Annotated in this window: 14 protein-coding genes; 5 read left to right on the top strand and 9 right to left on the bottom strand. The window is 70.4% G+C overall.

All coding sequences use genetic code 11. The features are described from left to right. Positions 1–66: 66 nt before the first annotated feature. From ABZT04_RS10690 to ABZT04_RS10675, 4 genes are all read right to left on the bottom strand, one after another. Positions 67–633 carry a TetR/AcrR family transcriptional regulator gene (locus ABZT04_RS10690; RefSeq protein ID WP_356055220.1) on the bottom strand — a complete coding sequence of 189 codons (567 nt, stop codon included), beginning with the start codon at positions 631–633 and terminating at the stop codon, positions 67–69. A gap of 43 nt (positions 634–676) precedes the next feature. Continuing rightward, entirely contained in the window at positions 677–1870 is a 1194-nt protein-coding gene (locus ABZT04_RS10685; RefSeq protein WP_356055218.1) for an aminotransferase class I/II-fold pyridoxal phosphate-dependent enzyme, read from the bottom strand. Continuing rightward, complete coding sequence (locus tag ABZT04_RS10680) at positions 1867–2334, bottom strand: DinB family protein (RefSeq protein WP_356055216.1); 468 nt, start codon at positions 2332–2334, stop codon at positions 1867–1869. The genes ABZT04_RS10685 and ABZT04_RS10680 overlap by 4 nt, the downstream gene beginning before the upstream one ends. A 449-nt stretch (positions 2335–2783) precedes the next feature. Next, on the bottom strand, positions 2784–4235 hold the full coding sequence (locus tag ABZT04_RS10675; RefSeq protein ID WP_356055214.1) for an amidase: 1452 nt from the start codon (positions 4233–4235) through the stop codon (positions 2784–2786). A 313-nt stretch (positions 4236–4548) separates the two neighbouring features. Between ABZT04_RS10675 and ABZT04_RS10670 the strand changes: the two genes are divergently transcribed. Next, positions 4549–5484: a L,D-transpeptidase gene (locus tag ABZT04_RS10670; protein WP_356055705.1), complete on the top strand. Its 936-nt coding sequence runs from the start codon at positions 4549–4551 to the stop codon at positions 5482–5484. Positions 5485–5566: 82 nt separating this feature from the next. Here the strand turns inward: ABZT04_RS10670 and ABZT04_RS10665 are convergent, their stop codons facing one another. Beyond that, positions 5567–5857 (bottom strand): DUF6355 family natural product biosynthesis protein, encoded by a 291-nt coding sequence (locus ABZT04_RS10665; RefSeq protein WP_356055212.1) that lies wholly within the window; start codon positions 5855–5857, stop codon positions 5567–5569. 304 nt (positions 5858–6161) lie between these two features. Here ABZT04_RS10665 and ABZT04_RS10660 point away from each other — a divergent pair, with 304 nt between their 5' ends. The 3 genes from ABZT04_RS10660 (at position 6162) to ABZT04_RS10650 (ending at position 8476) form a co-directional block, all read left to right on the top strand. Then, a complete protein-coding gene (locus tag ABZT04_RS10660) occupies positions 6162–7016 on the top strand; it encodes a DUF1206 domain-containing protein (RefSeq protein ID WP_356055210.1) in 855 nt (284 codons plus the stop codon). Positions 7017–7140: 124 nt separating this feature from the next. Further along, positions 7141–8001, top strand: a complete 861-nt coding sequence (locus ABZT04_RS10655) for a SigB/SigF/SigG family RNA polymerase sigma factor (RefSeq protein ID WP_356055703.1) — start codon at positions 7141–7143, stop codon at positions 7999–8001. Between the two features lie 43 nt (positions 8002–8044). Continuing rightward, positions 8045–8476 (top strand): hypothetical protein, encoded by a 432-nt coding sequence (locus ABZT04_RS10650; RefSeq protein ID WP_356055208.1) that lies wholly within the window; start codon positions 8045–8047, stop codon positions 8474–8476. 11 nt (positions 8477–8487) lie between these two features. On the opposite strand, the gene ABZT04_RS10645 is transcribed toward ABZT04_RS10650, so the two are convergent. After that, complete coding sequence (locus ABZT04_RS10645; RefSeq protein ID WP_356055206.1) at positions 8488–9417, bottom strand: anti-sigma factor RsbA family regulatory protein; 930 nt, start codon at positions 9415–9417, stop codon at positions 8488–8490. 157 nt (positions 9418–9574) lie between these two features. Next, positions 9575–10711: a diaminopropionate ammonia-lyase gene (locus ABZT04_RS10640; RefSeq protein WP_356055204.1), complete on the bottom strand. Its 1137-nt coding sequence runs from the start codon at positions 10709–10711 to the stop codon at positions 9575–9577. Between the two features lie 88 nt (positions 10712–10799). Between ABZT04_RS10640 and ABZT04_RS10635 the strand changes: the two genes are divergently transcribed. Further along, a complete protein-coding gene (locus ABZT04_RS10635) occupies positions 10800–11723 on the top strand; it encodes a LysR substrate-binding domain-containing protein (protein WP_356055202.1) in 924 nt (307 codons plus the stop codon). 682 nt (positions 11724–12405) lie between these two features. On the opposite strand, the gene ABZT04_RS10630 is transcribed toward ABZT04_RS10635, so the two are convergent. Together ABZT04_RS10630 and ppk2 are read right to left on the bottom strand one after the other, a co-directional pair. Beyond that, positions 12406–12861, bottom strand: a complete 456-nt coding sequence (locus tag ABZT04_RS10630) for an RpiB/LacA/LacB family sugar-phosphate isomerase (protein WP_356055201.1) — start codon at positions 12859–12861, stop codon at positions 12406–12408. 184 nt (positions 12862–13045) lie between these two features. Further along, positions 13046–13849: a polyphosphate kinase 2 gene (gene ppk2, locus ABZT04_RS10625; RefSeq protein ID WP_356055199.1), complete on the bottom strand. Its 804-nt coding sequence runs from the start codon at positions 13847–13849 to the stop codon at positions 13046–13048. Between the last annotated feature and the right edge of the window lie 98 nt (positions 13850–13947).

The following is a 13947-nucleotide window of genomic DNA, read 5'->3' as shown; positions in this document are numbered from 1 at the left end:
AGAAAGGCGGGGCTGTGCGCCCCACCCGTGAGACCCGTTGCGCGATCCTGCCGACCGCTCCGGATGTCAGTAGTGCCGGATGCCGGCCGACAGTGTCCGGGTCCACGGGGCGTCCACCTCGAACGCGCCCATGGAGACGATGAGATGGCACAGCATGCCCCGCGAGAAAAACTCCTGCACCTGCGCCTCCGATCCGCCCGAAGCGCCGCGCACATACTCCACCAGCCGGGCATACCCCTGCCGGACCGCCTCCCGCACCGCCGGCTCGGACACCGCCGCCGCCTGCGCGTGAAGCTGGATCAGCATCAGATCGTTGTCGCTGATCAGCTTGGCGTACGCCGCACCCATGGCCGACAGGACCACCTCCGCCGAACTGCCCTCGGCGCCGGCCGCACCCTCCTCCAGGCTGGCCCTCACCTGTACGAAACAGTGCTCGACCACCGCCGTGAACAGCAGTTCCTTGTTCGGGAACAAGCGGTACACGTACGCCTGCGAGATCCCCGCCGCCTTCGCCACCTCGGTCGTCGTGGTGCCCCAGTAGCCCCGGGCGGCGAAAGCGCCGATCGCGGTACGCAGCACCGTCTCGCGGCGCTCCTCGGCGGTGGACAACTGGCGGGGACGTTCGCTCTTCATGTGAGTACTCAACCACTCACACTTTTGGGTGTCAAGCCACCGCTCAGCTGGGTGTCTGGCCGAGTGCCTTGGTGAGGCCGGTCAGGATGTCCTCCAGGACGGCGTGGGAGGTGGCGAAGTTCAGACGCAGGAACCCGTCCGCGTCCGGGCCGAACGGGCTGCCGCCGTCCAGCAGGACGTCGCCGGCCCTCAACACCCGTTCCACCGGCGGTTCGTCGAGCCCCAGCAGCCGGGTGTCGATCCAGGCCAGGTAGGTGGCCTCGGGCAAGTGATGGCGTACCCGGGGGAGTTGTGCGTGCAGCACCTCGTGGACCCGCCGGCGGTTGCGGTCCAGGACGGTCAGCAGCTCGCGTTGCCAGGCGTCGCCGTCGTTCCACGCGGCCAGGGTCGCGACGACTCCGAGCGGCGACACCGTGCCGTACAGATCCGGCGGTTGTGCGTCACGGAGGGCGAGGAGCCGGTCCGGGCCGTAGTGGGTGATCGCGCAGCGGATGGCGGCGAGGTTGAACGCCTTGGTGGCGGACGTCAGTGTGACGGTCCGGCTCGCGGCGTCGGGGGAGAGGCCGGCGAAGGGAATGTGCCGGTGCGGGGCGTAGGTCAGCTCGGCGTGGATCTCGTCGCTGATGACCAGCAGGTCGTGCCGGCGCGCGATGGCGGCGATCTCCTCCAGTTCCCCACGGGTCAGGACGCGGCCCGTCGGGTTGTGCGGGTTCACCAGCACGAGCACCTTGCAGTGCTCCCGTGCCACCGTCGCGTCCAGCGCGGCGAGGTCCATGTGCCAACCCGCGTCGGTGTCATGCATGGGGACGGGCACCGTCCGGCGTCCCATGGTCGCCAACGTGGCGAGGAACGGAGGGTAGTTGGGGGTCTGTACGGCGACAGCGTCCCCCGGACTCGTCGCCAGGTGCAGGACGAGTTGGAGGCACTGGATCAGGTCGGTCTGCTCGCGCACCCGGTCCGCCGGTGCCGCCCACCCGTAGCGGTCGGCCATCCGCCGCGCGAAGGCGGTACGCAGCGGGCTGCCGTCCGGCCAGTCCGGATAGCCCAGATCGCGGCGGTCGACGGCGTCGCGCAGCGCGGCGGTGACGGCGGCGGAGACGGGGAAGTCCATGTCCGCCACCCAGGCCGGCAGTACCCGCGGTCCCGGGCGATGCCACTTCACGCTGCGACGAGCCCGTAGCCAGTCGCGGTCCAGGTCGTCGAAGCCGGGCATCGGCCGGGTCACGGTGGTGGTCATGAGGAGGCTCCCTGCTGGAGCAGATCGCGGGTGATCTGTATCTGGCCGTGGTGCTGGGCGAGTTCCTCCAGCACGTGCAACTGGACGCCCCGCACGCTCAGTTCGCGGTCGGGCCCTTCGAAGTCGGGGGGCGGTGTGTTGAGCGGCGGTGCCGTCGGCGTCACGGAGTCGAGGTCGGCCGCCAACTGCACGAACAGCGCATCAACCTGCCGGCGCAACTGCCGCCCCTGGCCCGTGGCCGTGAACTCCGAAGCACGGTCACGGTCGACCTCACGCCCCGCGATGATGTGCCCGGTCCAGTAGTCGGCGACCGCCGCGCAGTGGTACGTGATCGCGTACACGGAGTTGGCCCCGGTCAACGGTGGGCGGGTGTTGCCCAGTTCGTCGCCCAGGTCCTCCAGGACGTCGAGCATCCCGTCGAAGGCGCGGCGCAAGAAGTACAGATACTCGTTCTGATCTTGCAAGGTGGGTTCCTCATCGGCAGGGAGGTGATGCGGACCTTGTCCGGCACGGCCTCCATGGGACGGCCGTAGCGTCACCGACTTATGTGGTGACGAATCGAGAGTGACTCAATCGTGCGTCACCTGTCAATGCGGTGCTCTCATCGAGTGAGAATGCGGGATCCCGCGACTTCACCGGATTGCATCGGGTGCAGGGCCGCCTCACCGTCCGGCTTGCTCACCCTATTGGCAGGTGACTTTCTCGCCGAGCGCCAGGGCGCCGCTTCGTCATGCCCTGGTCTGCCATCCTCTTCATCGATTTCTACCGGACGCACCTGGGCGGCAGCCGCTACCCGCACCCCACCACGTTCCGGGACAAGACCGGTCCCTACGGAGGCACACGCCCCCGCGCGCTCCTGGCGTTCCACCACAGGGACCAAGCCTGCCGAGCCTTGGGCTGCCGCTCGTACGTCCTACTGCGGTCGCTGGAAGCCGCCCATCCTCTGTTCGAGCAGTTCGGCCAGCCGCAGCGGGGTGCGGTCCTCGAACATCGGGCCGATGAGTTGTACGCCAACCGGCAGGCCTTCGGGGGAGCGGCCCGTCGGTACGGCGGTGGCGGGGAGGCCGGGCATGGTGGCCACGCCGGCCCAGACGAGCTGGTCGAAGTAGGGGTATTCGACGCCGTCGATGTCGAGCCGGCGTTGCCTCGGGTCGGGGTTGTGGTCGTGCGGGAACGCGGGGGTGGGCGTGATGGGACATACCACGACGTCGAACTCGGCGAAGAGCTGCCGCCAGCCGTGGCGGTGGACCTCGCGAGAGTTGTTCGCCCCGATCCAGTCGCGGTGACTCAACACCACGGCGCGCAGCAGCTCCGCGTCGAGACTCCGGTCGTCCGCGCCCAGTTCGGCGGCGCGGGTCCGTACCTCTTCGTACGACTCGATGGGAAAACGCGCGGCCGTGCCCGAGAACAGCAACCGCGCGTAGAGCAGCGCGGCCTCGGTCAGGTCGGGCAGCAGCGGGCTGTGTCGTTCGACGCGGGCACCGCCCTCGGCCAGCGCGTCGGCCACCCGGTTCACGCCCGCCCGTACGGCGGACCCGGTCGGAATGACCGGATGGTCGTCGAGGACCAGGACCCGGAAGTCACCGAGCCGCTCATGGCGCGCGGGCGGCAGCCTCAGGTCGTACGCCACACCGTGCGTCAGCGGGTCCGGTCCGGCCATGACGTCGAGCAGGAGCGTGAGGTCGCGGGCGGTGCGTGCCATCGGACCGACGACGGCGAGTTCGAGGTCGGTCGGCAAGACCGGCGCGAGCGGCGGGACCATGCCGCGGCTCGCCGCCAGCCCGAGGGTCGGCTTGTGTGCGTAGACACCGCAGAAGTGCGCGGGTGTGCGCAGCGAACCGGCGAGGTCGGAGCCGATCGACAGCGCGCAGAAGCCGGACGCCAGGGCCGCCGCCGATCCGCCGGAGGATCCTCCCGACGTGCGGTCGTGGTCCCACGGGTTGTTGGTGGTGCCGTAGATCTCGTTGAAGGTCTGGATGTCCTGCAGCCCCAACGGCACATTGGTCTTGCCCAGCACCACCGCGCCCGCGGCCTTGAGCCGCGACACCTGTACCGCGTCCTCGGTCGGCACATGGTCCCGGTGCTGCGGCATGCCCCAGGTCGTGGGCAGCCCGGCGATGATGTACGACTCCTTGACCGTCACCGGGATCCCGAGCAGCGGCCGGTCCTCGCCGCGGGCGCGCGCCTTGTCGGCTGCGTGTGCGGCGGCCCGTGCGCGGTCGAAGTCCGGCACACAGATCGCGTTGATGTCCTTGTCGTCCCGCTCGATACGGGTGATCGCCTCGTCGGTCAGTTCCGCCGAGGTCACGTCACCGGCACGCAGGGCGGCCGTCAAATCTTCGGCTGTCCGAAAGTTCCACTCCATGAGCGCGAACGTAACGGCCACCGGTCAGGGCCACGAAATGCCGCTTCGCGCAACGGGGTTGAGGTCTTCGTGACGGCATCGGCGGCCCGGTTCCAAAACCGCGCCCGGCACACCCTGACTGCCGTGGACCGGCCGGGGTACAGCAGCCAGGGACGAATCTTGAGACACGTTTTACACGGCGGACGCAACTGACACCCGGTCCGTTGTTGTCTGACATGGTGCCGGGTCCGTCAGGACCGAAGAGCGAGAGAGAGTGGGGCACGTCGTGGGACGGCGCAAGGGCAGCATAGGGATCGCACTCGTCACGGGTGTGATGCTGGTGGGCGCGAGTGCCTGCGGCGGGGGCGGCAGCGACAAGGCGAGCGCCGACGCGAAGGCTTCGGCCACGTCGAGCGCGAGCGCCTCGCCGTCGCCGACGAAGCCTGCCGGGCCACCGATGCTGCTGGACACGATCACCCCGCAGACGGGCACCACGGTCGGCGTGGCCATGCCGATCTCGGTGATCTTCACGAACCCGGTGGCGTCCAAGGCGCGGGCCACCGTCGAGAAGCACATGAAGGTGAGCGCCTCGACGTCGGTGGCCGGAGCCTGGCACTGGATGGGCGACCGGCGCGCCGACTGGCGCCCGAAGACGTACTGGCCCTCCGGCACGACGGTGAAGATCGACGCCGACATGACGGGCGTCAGCAACGGCAACGGACGCTACGGCGTGCACAACTACACCCACACCTTCAAGATCGGCGACGATGTGCGCGCCGACGTCTCGGTGACCGGCCACACCATGAAGGTGACCAAGAACGGCGCGGCCGTACGCACCCTGTCGATCAACGCGGGCAGCGCCCAGTACCCGACGTGGGACGGCACGATGGCCGTCATCGACAAGCAGGAGAAGGTCCACATGACCTCCTGCAGTGTCGGCATCAGTTGTGACAAGGGCAGCCCCAACTACTACGACCTGACGCTGCCCTGGGACATCCACCTCACCCAGTCCGGCACCTACGTGCACTACTCGACCGGCGACCCGAACCCGGGCAGCGGCAGCGCCCGCGGCTCGCACGGCTGCGTCCACCTCTCGCTGTCGGACGCCAAGTGGTTCTACGGCCAGGTCAAGCAGGGCGACCCCATCACCATCACCGGCTCGCCCCGCGGCAAGGCCCCGGCAGACAACGGCTACGCCGACTTCAACCTCGACTGGAACCAGTGGCTCGCGGGCAGCGCCTCCGGCGAGGGGACGACCGCGGCACTGTGACGCACCGCGGCGGCGGTACCGGTCGGCACGCGAGGGTGTTGACCGGTACCGCCGCCGTCGTATGCGCGGTTCGGACCGAGTGTCAGCAGGTGCGCCCGGTGTAGTGGGCGCCCTGGATCTTGCGCGCGGACCCGAGCCAGGTCCGGCCGGGGCCGACACAGGTCTCGTAGTCCGGCGCCCGGGCGACCTCCACCTTGATGACGACCCGCGAGCCGTCGGAGGTGCAGTGCCGGTAGAAGGCGTCGGAGCCGGTCTCGTAGAAGCCGCACGGTTCGTTGGCGGTCAGGGGGCTCGCGGCGGCCACCGCGCCGAGCGAGGTGAGCACGAGTGCGGCGGAACCGAGGGCGCTGGTCACCAGGCGACGAACACGCAAGGGGAAACTCCTTGGCCAGGGCAGGCGCGGCCCCGAAGGGCCGGTGCCTGCGGATCAGTTGGACACGCGCCCCAGAATCTCCGTGCCGATCCGCGTAGTCGGTCGAACGCCCCGGCATTCACCCGGCGAATCGATTTGTCGCTACGGCAATCGGATGGTTCGGCGTTTCGCGGCGGGACCGCACTCCGATTCCGCCTCCGGGCCGCCGCCGCACATCGAAACGCCCACTCGGGGCACGCGGCAGTACGGGACGCGAACCGTGCGTCCGGCCTTCGGCCCGTCCAGTGTTGTGAGGAAAGGCATCATGACGTCGTCGCATACGCACAAGTGGGGCCTGGGGAACGCGAGTTCCACCGACCGGAGCCGTACGCCCACAGAGGCCGAGGGAAAGAAGGCGCTGGCCGTCACCGGACGTGTCGGCTTTGTCGCACGTGGTGTCGTGTACGTCATCGTCGGCGTCCTCGCGCTCCAGATCGCCTTCGGCGACGGTGGCCGGGAGGCGGACCGGCAGGGGGCGTTGCAGCAGGTCGCGGCGCAGCCCTTCGGGCGGGTGATGCTGTGGCTGCTGGTCGTCGGCTTCGGCTGTATGGCGATCTGGCGGGCCGCCGGGGCGGTGTTGGACAACGGGCCCCGGCGCAAGGTCGGGTCCCGGTTGCTCGATGGCGGCCGGGCCGTGTTCTACGGCTTCGTCTGCTGGGGTACGGCATCCTTCGCCGCCGGGACCGGTGGTTCCTCCGGCAGCGACGCGAAGTCGCAGGACTGGACCGCCTCGGCGCTGAAGCTCCCGGCCGGACAGGTGCTGGTGGGTCTGGCCGGCTGTGTCTTGATCGGTGTCGGGGTGGTGATCGCGGTACGGGCGGTGATGCGGCGCTTCCTGCGCAAGCTGGAGACGGAGCGGATGGGCCGCCGGGTGCGGCAGGTCGTCACCGGTCTCGGCGTGGGCGGCGGTGCGGCGCGCGGTGTCGTGTTCGCCGGGGTGGGAGTGTTCGTGCTGGTGGCGGCCATCCGCTTCGACCCCCACCAGGCCAAGGGAATGGATGCCACGCTGCGCACCTTCGCGCACACTCCGGCCGGTCCGTGGCTGCTGGTCGCGGTGGCTCTCGGGCTGGTCCTCTTCGGCGGTTTCTCCTTCGCGTCGGCACGCTGGCGCCGCCTGTGAACTGACGCGCGGCACAACTCAGTTGGATTGATGTGGTCCGGACGGACATGCATTCGACCAGAAGGGGCACGCGACGTTCGACCCTGTTCACCACTCCAGCTAAGGCGGCATCGTGGCTCCCTCCGTGAACGCCCTCGAAGCAACCGCTCCCGCCCCCACGGCGGCCCCGGAGGTCGTGGACGACCTCCCGTGGATCGAGGACGGGTCCAAGGTGGCCCCCCAGGACGCGCGGACGCTGTCCCGGCTCTTCCTGGACCGGCTCCAGGTCCTGGAGGAGGGCACGCGGGAGTACCAGTACGCGCGGAACACCCTGATCGAGATGAACCTGTCCCTGGTGACCTTCGCCGCGCGTCGTTTCCGCAACCGGGGCAGCGGTGACATGGAGGACGTCATCCAGGTCGGCACGATCGGCCTGATCAAGGCCATCGACCGGTTCGACCTGACGCGCGAGGTCGAGTTCACCTCGTTCGCGATCCCCTACATCCTCGGCGAGATCAAGCGCTTCTTCCGCGACACCACCTGGGCCGTCCACGTTCCCCGGCGCCTCCAGGAACTCCGCGTCGACCTCGCCAGGAGCAAGGAGACCCTCGCCACCGAGCTGGGCCGCACCCCGACCGTCAAGGAACTCGCCGCCCACTTGAACCTCACCGAGGACGAGGTCATCGAGGGCCTCGTCGCCGCCAACGGCTATGTCGCCGGCTCCATCGACACCCCGGCCGGCGACGACGAGGCCGACGGCGCGCCGAAGTACGCGGACACCATGGGCGATGCCGACCCGGCCATGGAACTGTTCGAGGACCTCCACACGCTCGGCCCCCTGCTGCAACAGCTCGACGAGCGGGAGCGGACCATCATCGAGATGCGCTTCGGCCAGGAGCTGACCCAGGCGGAGATCGGCCGCGCGCTGAACCTCTCGCAGATGCACATCTCCCGCCTGCTCAACCGCACCCTCGCGAAGCTGCGCACCGGCCTCCTGCCCACGTGATCCCCACCCGCACCGGAGGACCGCACCGAAAGGACCACCAGGGATGAGCGCCGACCACGATCCACTGCACCAACCGTCCGCACCGGTCGTCACGGAGCCGGTGCCGGACGTCCAACTGCAGCTACTGGTACGGCTGATCGGCCAGGACGCAGAGGCCGCCCTGCCCATCACGCTCACCGTCGGGGGCGCCTTCCTCCACGGCGACCTGATCTCCCACGAGGCGTGGACCACCGACTGGGCACACAGCCTGCACGGTGTCGAGGGCCCCGGGGCGAAACTGCTGGAGCGGTTCCCGGAACAGGTGGACGAGGTGGTCGTGGAGAAGCAGGGGCGGTCCGCACCGCAACGGCTGCCGCAGTGGATCCATCTGCGGGATGCCACCGGCGTCGCCCCAGGGGGCGGATCCGCGGTCATGCCCCTGTGGCGCGGCCGCCTCACGGATGTGTCGGGCTGGTCCCTGGGCAGGCCGAAGTAGCCGCAACTACGTCAACGGGCCAGGTGGAAGCGGATGGTCGTGCCCTCCGGAGCCGTATGGACGCGCACGAGATCGGCGACGTAGTGCACCAGCAGGAGACCGCGTCCGCCGGGCTGCTCGCGGGTGGCCGGGCGACGGCCGGCCAGTGGATCCGTCAACCGGCCGTGGTCCTGGACCTCGCAGAGGATCTGCTCGCCCTCGGCCCAGATCCGCAGCGTCCCCGATCCGCCTCCGTGCAACACACTGTTGGTGGTCAACTCCGCGACGGCCAGCGTCAGATCCTGCAGTCGTACGCCCGCCAGGCCCAGCCGCTCGGCCTCCTGGACCGCGAAGTAGCGGGTCTTGGGGAGCGTGTCCGCGTCGAAGGCGAAGTGCGCGGCGCCCGGCGGGCAGCGGAGCGGCTCGTTGTAGCGGGCGAGCACCCGCTGCGGATCGTAGGTCCCGCTGGGCAGTTGGCGGTCTCCGACGATGACGACCGGATGGGTGGCGCGGGCGTCGGCGAGCACCTCGGGCGCCAGGCCGTCCGCGTCGTACGGGCAGAGGATCGTCACCTCGCGGCCCCCGAACGCGGTGTTGATCAGCGCCTCGTGCTGGACGCACGCCGGGTACTCGACGGCGGTGCGGCCGGGCCAGATCGGTTCCCCGATGATCCGTACCCGGCGGCCGGAATGAGCGTCGGCGAAGTCCCGCAGCACACGAGGGATGATTCGCCCCGGGTTGCGGCCGACCTCGGTCATGTCGAGGAACCGCACCTCGGCGGCGCCCGATCCGAGCCCGTCCCTGATCAGTTCGAGCCGGGGGCCGGGAACGGCCACCGCGACGGCCTCCCCGGCGGTCAGCCCCGCCCGCAGGAACGGCACCGTACCGGCCGTGTACTGCTCCTCGCCCCGGTAGAACAGCGCGGGATGCGCGAACGGTTCACCTCGGGTGGCCGTACTCATCGTGCCGCCACCTCGATCCTTGTCGGGCCGGGCCAGGAAAGGTCCGCGAGCGCGGCGACAGGACGGTCGGCGGGTCACCGCAGGGGCAGTCTACGGGGGTAGTGCGACGGGGTGGCGGGAAGTCAGGAGGAACAGAAGCCCACGGCCTCCGAGTTGATCAACCTCCTAGTCGCTCCTCCGCGTGGGGGTTGGCCGCGGTGCCCTCGGTGCTGAGCAGGACCAGGACCGAGGCGGGGCCGACGCCCAGGGCTGCACGGCGTACGTCGGCGCCGTCTCCGGTCAGCGCCGCGCGGGCGCCCGCCAGGGAGGCCGCACCGCAGGGGCCCGAGGAGACACCGGCGGCGGCGAGGTCGCGTGCGGCACCCGCGCTGTCGGCGTCCGTGACCGCGACGGCGGCGTCCAGCCCCTCGCGCAGGAAGGGCCAGGCCAGGCTGGAGACCGTGCCGCAGTTGAGACCGGCCATGGTGGTGGCGCCGGTCGGCACGCTGACCGGTTCCCGGCGGCCGAGGCTGGCCAGGACACAGGCCGCGGTCTCCGGCTCGACCGACATCAGGGCGGCCGGAGCGGCACCGTTCCGACGACCGCGGTAGTGGGCCACGGCCGCCTGCGCGAGCGAGCCCACGCCCGCCGGGACGACCACCAGACCGGGAGCCTCGGCATCCAGGGCCCCCAACTGCTCGTCGATCTCGGCGAACAACGTCGAGTAGCCCTCCACGATCCAGCCGGGAATCCGCTCGTACCCCGTCCACGCGGTGTCCTGGACGAGCACCGAGTCCGACCCGCGCCGCGCCGCCCCGGCCGCGCGGCGCACGGCCTCGTCGTAGGGGCCGGGAACCAGTACGACGTCCGCGCCCTCGTGCTCGATGGCGGTCACGGCCGCCGGATGGACGCCTCGCGGCACGAAGACCTGGGCCCGCTGTCCGAACAGCCGCGCCATACGGGCCACGGCCCGGCCATGGTTGCCGTCCGTGGCGGTGATCAGCAGCACCGGGTCGTCGTCCGCCGTCCGCCGCTCCAGAATCCGGTGGATCGCCCAGGACGCTCCCAGCGCCTTGAACGCGGGCAGTCCCAGCCGCGAGGACTCGTCCTTGACAAACACGCGCCCGACTTCGAGTTCGGAGGCGAGCGAGGGGAGTTCGGTGAGTGCGGTGGGCGCGTAGCCGGGCAGGCCGGCGTGGAAGTCCCGTACGTCGGCCGGGGGCGGGGCGCAGGTCCAGGTTCTGGCGGCGGAGCGGACGTACCACGGCAGACCGCGCGGGACGGAGCTGCCGGAGAGGAGAGAGGTCGTGGACACATGATCAGCGTGCGGCCAAACATATGATCGGTCCAGCGAATGTTTTCGACGGGTATCCATCAGGAATACCGACCAATGGAGGCACGTCGTGTTCGACCTGCACCGGCTGCGCCTCCTGCGCGAACTCAAGCACCGCGGAACACTGGCCGCCGTCGCCGCGGCCCTCTCGTACAGCCCTTCTTCCGTGTCCCAGCAGCTCTCGCAGCTCGAATCCGAGGTCGGCGTCCGCCTTCTGGTGCCCGTCGGGCGTCGCGTGCGGCTCACCCCGCAGGCGGAGATCCTCGTCGCCCACACCGAGGCCGTACTCAGGCGATTGGAGGAGGCCGAGGCGGACATCGCCACCTCGCTCACGGACCTCACCGGCACCCTGCGCATCGCGTCCTTCCAGACCGCGGCCCTCGCCCTCGTACCGAGCGCGCTGACGCTGCTCCGCGACGCCCACCCCCACCTGCGGGTCCACGTCACGCAGGCTGAACCCAGCGACGCCCTGCCCGCGCTCCTGGCCCGCGACTACGACCTCGTCCTCACCGAGGAGTACCCGGGCGACCCGCATCCCCGCCCCGCCGAACTCGAACACGAACCTCTCTGTGACGACCCCCTGCGCCTGGCCACCCCGAGATCCACCGGCGCCGGGCCGACCGAGGAACTCCGGGCGCTGGCCGACCACCCCTGGATCATGGAACCCGTGGGCACCCCGGCCCGGCACTGGGCCACGGCCCTGTGCCGCACCGCGGGCTTCGAACCCGACGTACGGTTCGAGTCCGCCGACATGGTCCTGCATCTGCGACTGGCCGAACTGGGCCATGCCGCCGCACTGTTGCCGGACCTCGCGTGGAGCGGCCGGCCGCCCGCCGTCGCGCTGCGCGAACTCCCCGACGGTCATCGCGCCCGCGCACTGTTCACCGTCGTACGCGGCGGACGCGGCCACCACCCCGCCATCCGGGCCTGCCGCGACGCGCTCCGACAGGCGGTCGCCGCACAGCCCTCGCCCTCGCCCGGCACGGGCCACTAGTTGAGGGGTGTCGCATGTCCGGGGACCTGTCGCGAAGAAGACTGCTGCAGATCGTCGGTGCCACCGCTGTCGTCCTGACCGGCTCCCCGGCCTTCGCCGCCGAGAGCTACGGCACCGCCGCCTCCGGCGGTCGGAACACCGTGCCGACCGGGCTGCTCGCCGACCTCCTGCCCCAGGCACCGTGTGGGATTCGGGGAAGCGGGCGTCCACGGCCTCGACCTCCGTGCCGTACGCGGGACCCGCCCTCAAGCCCCGCACGGTCCGCACCGGGGGCCACGAACCGTCCGCGTGGTCCCCGGCCACCCTGCTGGCCACCTCGGTCGAGGACGAGTGGCAGGCCGACCCGATCTGCGCCCCGACCGGGCCCGTGATGACCGACGGAACCTTCACCACCCGCCTCAGGATCACCGCGGTGGCGGGACGGACTCGGGGCCACCATCGTCACCGAGGCATGGGACCCCGCCCTGAAGCCCAACATGACCTTCTCCCACGCCTGGACCTCCGCCCCGGCGAACGTCACCCCCGCCAACTGCTCGGCGTCCGGTATCGGTCTCGGCACACCGCTCCGGCACCGGCTACACCGCGCGCACGACCCTGCCGCCGAACACCCGGGCCACGCTCGACGTGGAGATCGGCGACGCGAACCCGTCCGACTCCCGGTCCTGACAACCCGTCATATCACCTACGAGGAAGCCCTGTTCAGATCCAGGTGTCCGATGCGGGCCACGTTCCCGCGGTCCTCGGCGTCCTCGCTGGCCGCCGCGGCGAACCAGGCGTCGAGGATCTCCTTCAGCAGCGGCTCGGAGGTCAGCCGCAGGCTGAGGGCCAGCACGTTGGCGTCGTTCCAGCGACGCGCGCCGTCCGCCGTGTAAGCGTCCGTGCACAGGGCCGCCCGTACCCCCGGCACCTTGTTCGCGGCGATCGACGCGCCCGTACCGGTCCAGCAGCACACGACCGCCTGCTCCGACGTCCCCTCGGCGACCTCACGAGCGGCCACCTCCGAACAGACCGCCCACTGCGGGTCCTCCCCGGTCCGCAGCGCCCCGTGCGCCACCACCTCGTGACCGCGCTCGCGCAGCTCCGCGACGAGCGAGCGCGCCACGGGTTCGTCCATGTCCGAGGAAACAGAGATCCGCATGCTTCGGGAGGTTACTCCAGGCGTGCGGGTGGAGCGGGTCCCGCTGAGGGGGCCGGTGAGGGCCAGGCCCGAATGGCACCCCGGTCGACGACCGCCGAGGCACGGTCAGTTGACGACGTCGAGCACGTTGAGGCGCCGCCACCCCGGGGCGCGGCCGGGGCCGTGAGTGGTCATGGGGCCCGGCTCAGAGACTCGCCGCGTGGTCCGGGACGTAGGTCTGCAGGTCGCGCGGCGGACGCTCGTAACCGGTGGACGGCGGGCGGGGCGGGAGTTCGAGGACCGGCGGTGCCACCTCGCGGTAGGGGAGCGAGCCGAGCAGATGGGCGATCATGTTCAGCCGGGCCCGGCGCTTGTCGTCGCTCTCGACGACGTACCACGGGGCCTCCGAGACATCGGTGTGCACCAGCATCTCGTCCTTGGCCCGCGAGTAGTCTTCCCAGTGGGTGATGGACTCCAGGTCCATCGGCGAGAGCTTCCAGCGCCGCAGCGGATCCTCCAGCCGGCGCCGGAACCGGTCCTGCTGCACCGCGTCGCTCACCGAGAACCAGTACTTGCGCAGCACGATCCCGTCCTCCACGAGCATCCGCTCGAAGATGGGGCACTGGCGCAGGAACAGTTGGTACTCCTCCTCGGAGCAGAAGCCCATCACCCGCTCGACCCCGGCCCGGTTGTACCAGGAGCGGTCGAACAGCACGATCTCCCCGGCGGCCGGCAGATGCTCGACGTACCGCTGGAAGTACCACTGGGTGCGCTGCCGGTCGGTCGGCTTCGGCAGCGCCGCGATGCGGGCGACGCGTGGGTTGAGGTGCTCCGCGACCCGCTTGATCGTGCCGCCCTTGCCCGCCGCGTCCCGGCCCTCGAAGACGATGACCAGCCGGGTGCCCTCGGCCCGCACCCACTCCTGGAGTTTCACCAACTCCGTCTGCAGACGGAGCAGTTCGGCCTCGTACTTGGTGCGCGGCAGCTTTGCCGCCTTCTTGCCGGCCATGCTGCCTCAACCCCTCGATGACGTGCGCTCTCGCTCGTGTCCAAGGTCGAACACCTCGACAGCACCGTACTGATCGCCAGGTGCCCGCGCACCTCGTA

Origin of the sequence: Streptomyces sp. NPDC005492, assembly GCF_040605995.1 — a bacterium.
GTDB lineage: Bacteria > Actinomycetota > Actinomycetes > Streptomycetales > Streptomycetaceae > Streptomyces.
The sequence above is the reverse complement of the archived record's forward strand: the minus strand, read 5'-3'. Positions and strand labels throughout refer to the sequence as shown.

What these genes read in the sequence shown, in the direction of transcription:
- ABZT04_RS10690 (WP_356055220.1), bottom strand. Translation starts at nt 633, where the DNA reads ATGAAGAGCGAACGTCCCCGCCAGTTGTCCACCGCCGAGGAGCGCCGC.
- ABZT04_RS10685 (WP_356055218.1), bottom strand. Translation starts at nt 1,870, where the DNA reads ATGACCACCACCGTGACCCGGCCGATGCCCGGCTTCGACGACCTGGAC.
- ABZT04_RS10675 (WP_356055214.1), bottom strand. Translation starts at nt 4,235, where the DNA reads ATGGAGTGGAACTTTCGGACAGCCGAAGATTTGACGGCCGCCCTGCGT.
- ABZT04_RS10670 (WP_356055705.1), top strand. Translation starts at nt 4,549, where the DNA reads ATGCTGGTGGGCGCGAGTGCCTGCGGCGGGGGCGGCAGCGACAAGGCG.
- ABZT04_RS10660 (WP_356055210.1), top strand. Translation starts at nt 6,162, where the DNA reads ATGACGTCGTCGCATACGCACAAGTGGGGCCTGGGGAACGCGAGTTCC.
- ABZT04_RS10650 (WP_356055208.1), top strand. Translation starts at nt 8,045, where the DNA reads ATGAGCGCCGACCACGATCCACTGCACCAACCGTCCGCACCGGTCGTC.
- ABZT04_RS10645 (WP_356055206.1), bottom strand. Translation starts at nt 9,417, where the DNA reads ATGAGTACGGCCACCCGAGGTGAACCGTTCGCGCATCCCGCGCTGTTC.
- ABZT04_RS10630 (WP_356055201.1), bottom strand. Translation starts at nt 12,861, where the DNA reads ATGCGGATCTCTGTTTCCTCGGACATGGACGAACCCGTGGCGCGCTCG.
- ppk2 (WP_356055199.1), bottom strand. Translation starts at nt 13,849, where the DNA reads ATGGCCGGCAAGAAGGCGGCAAAGCTGCCGCGCACCAAGTACGAGGCC.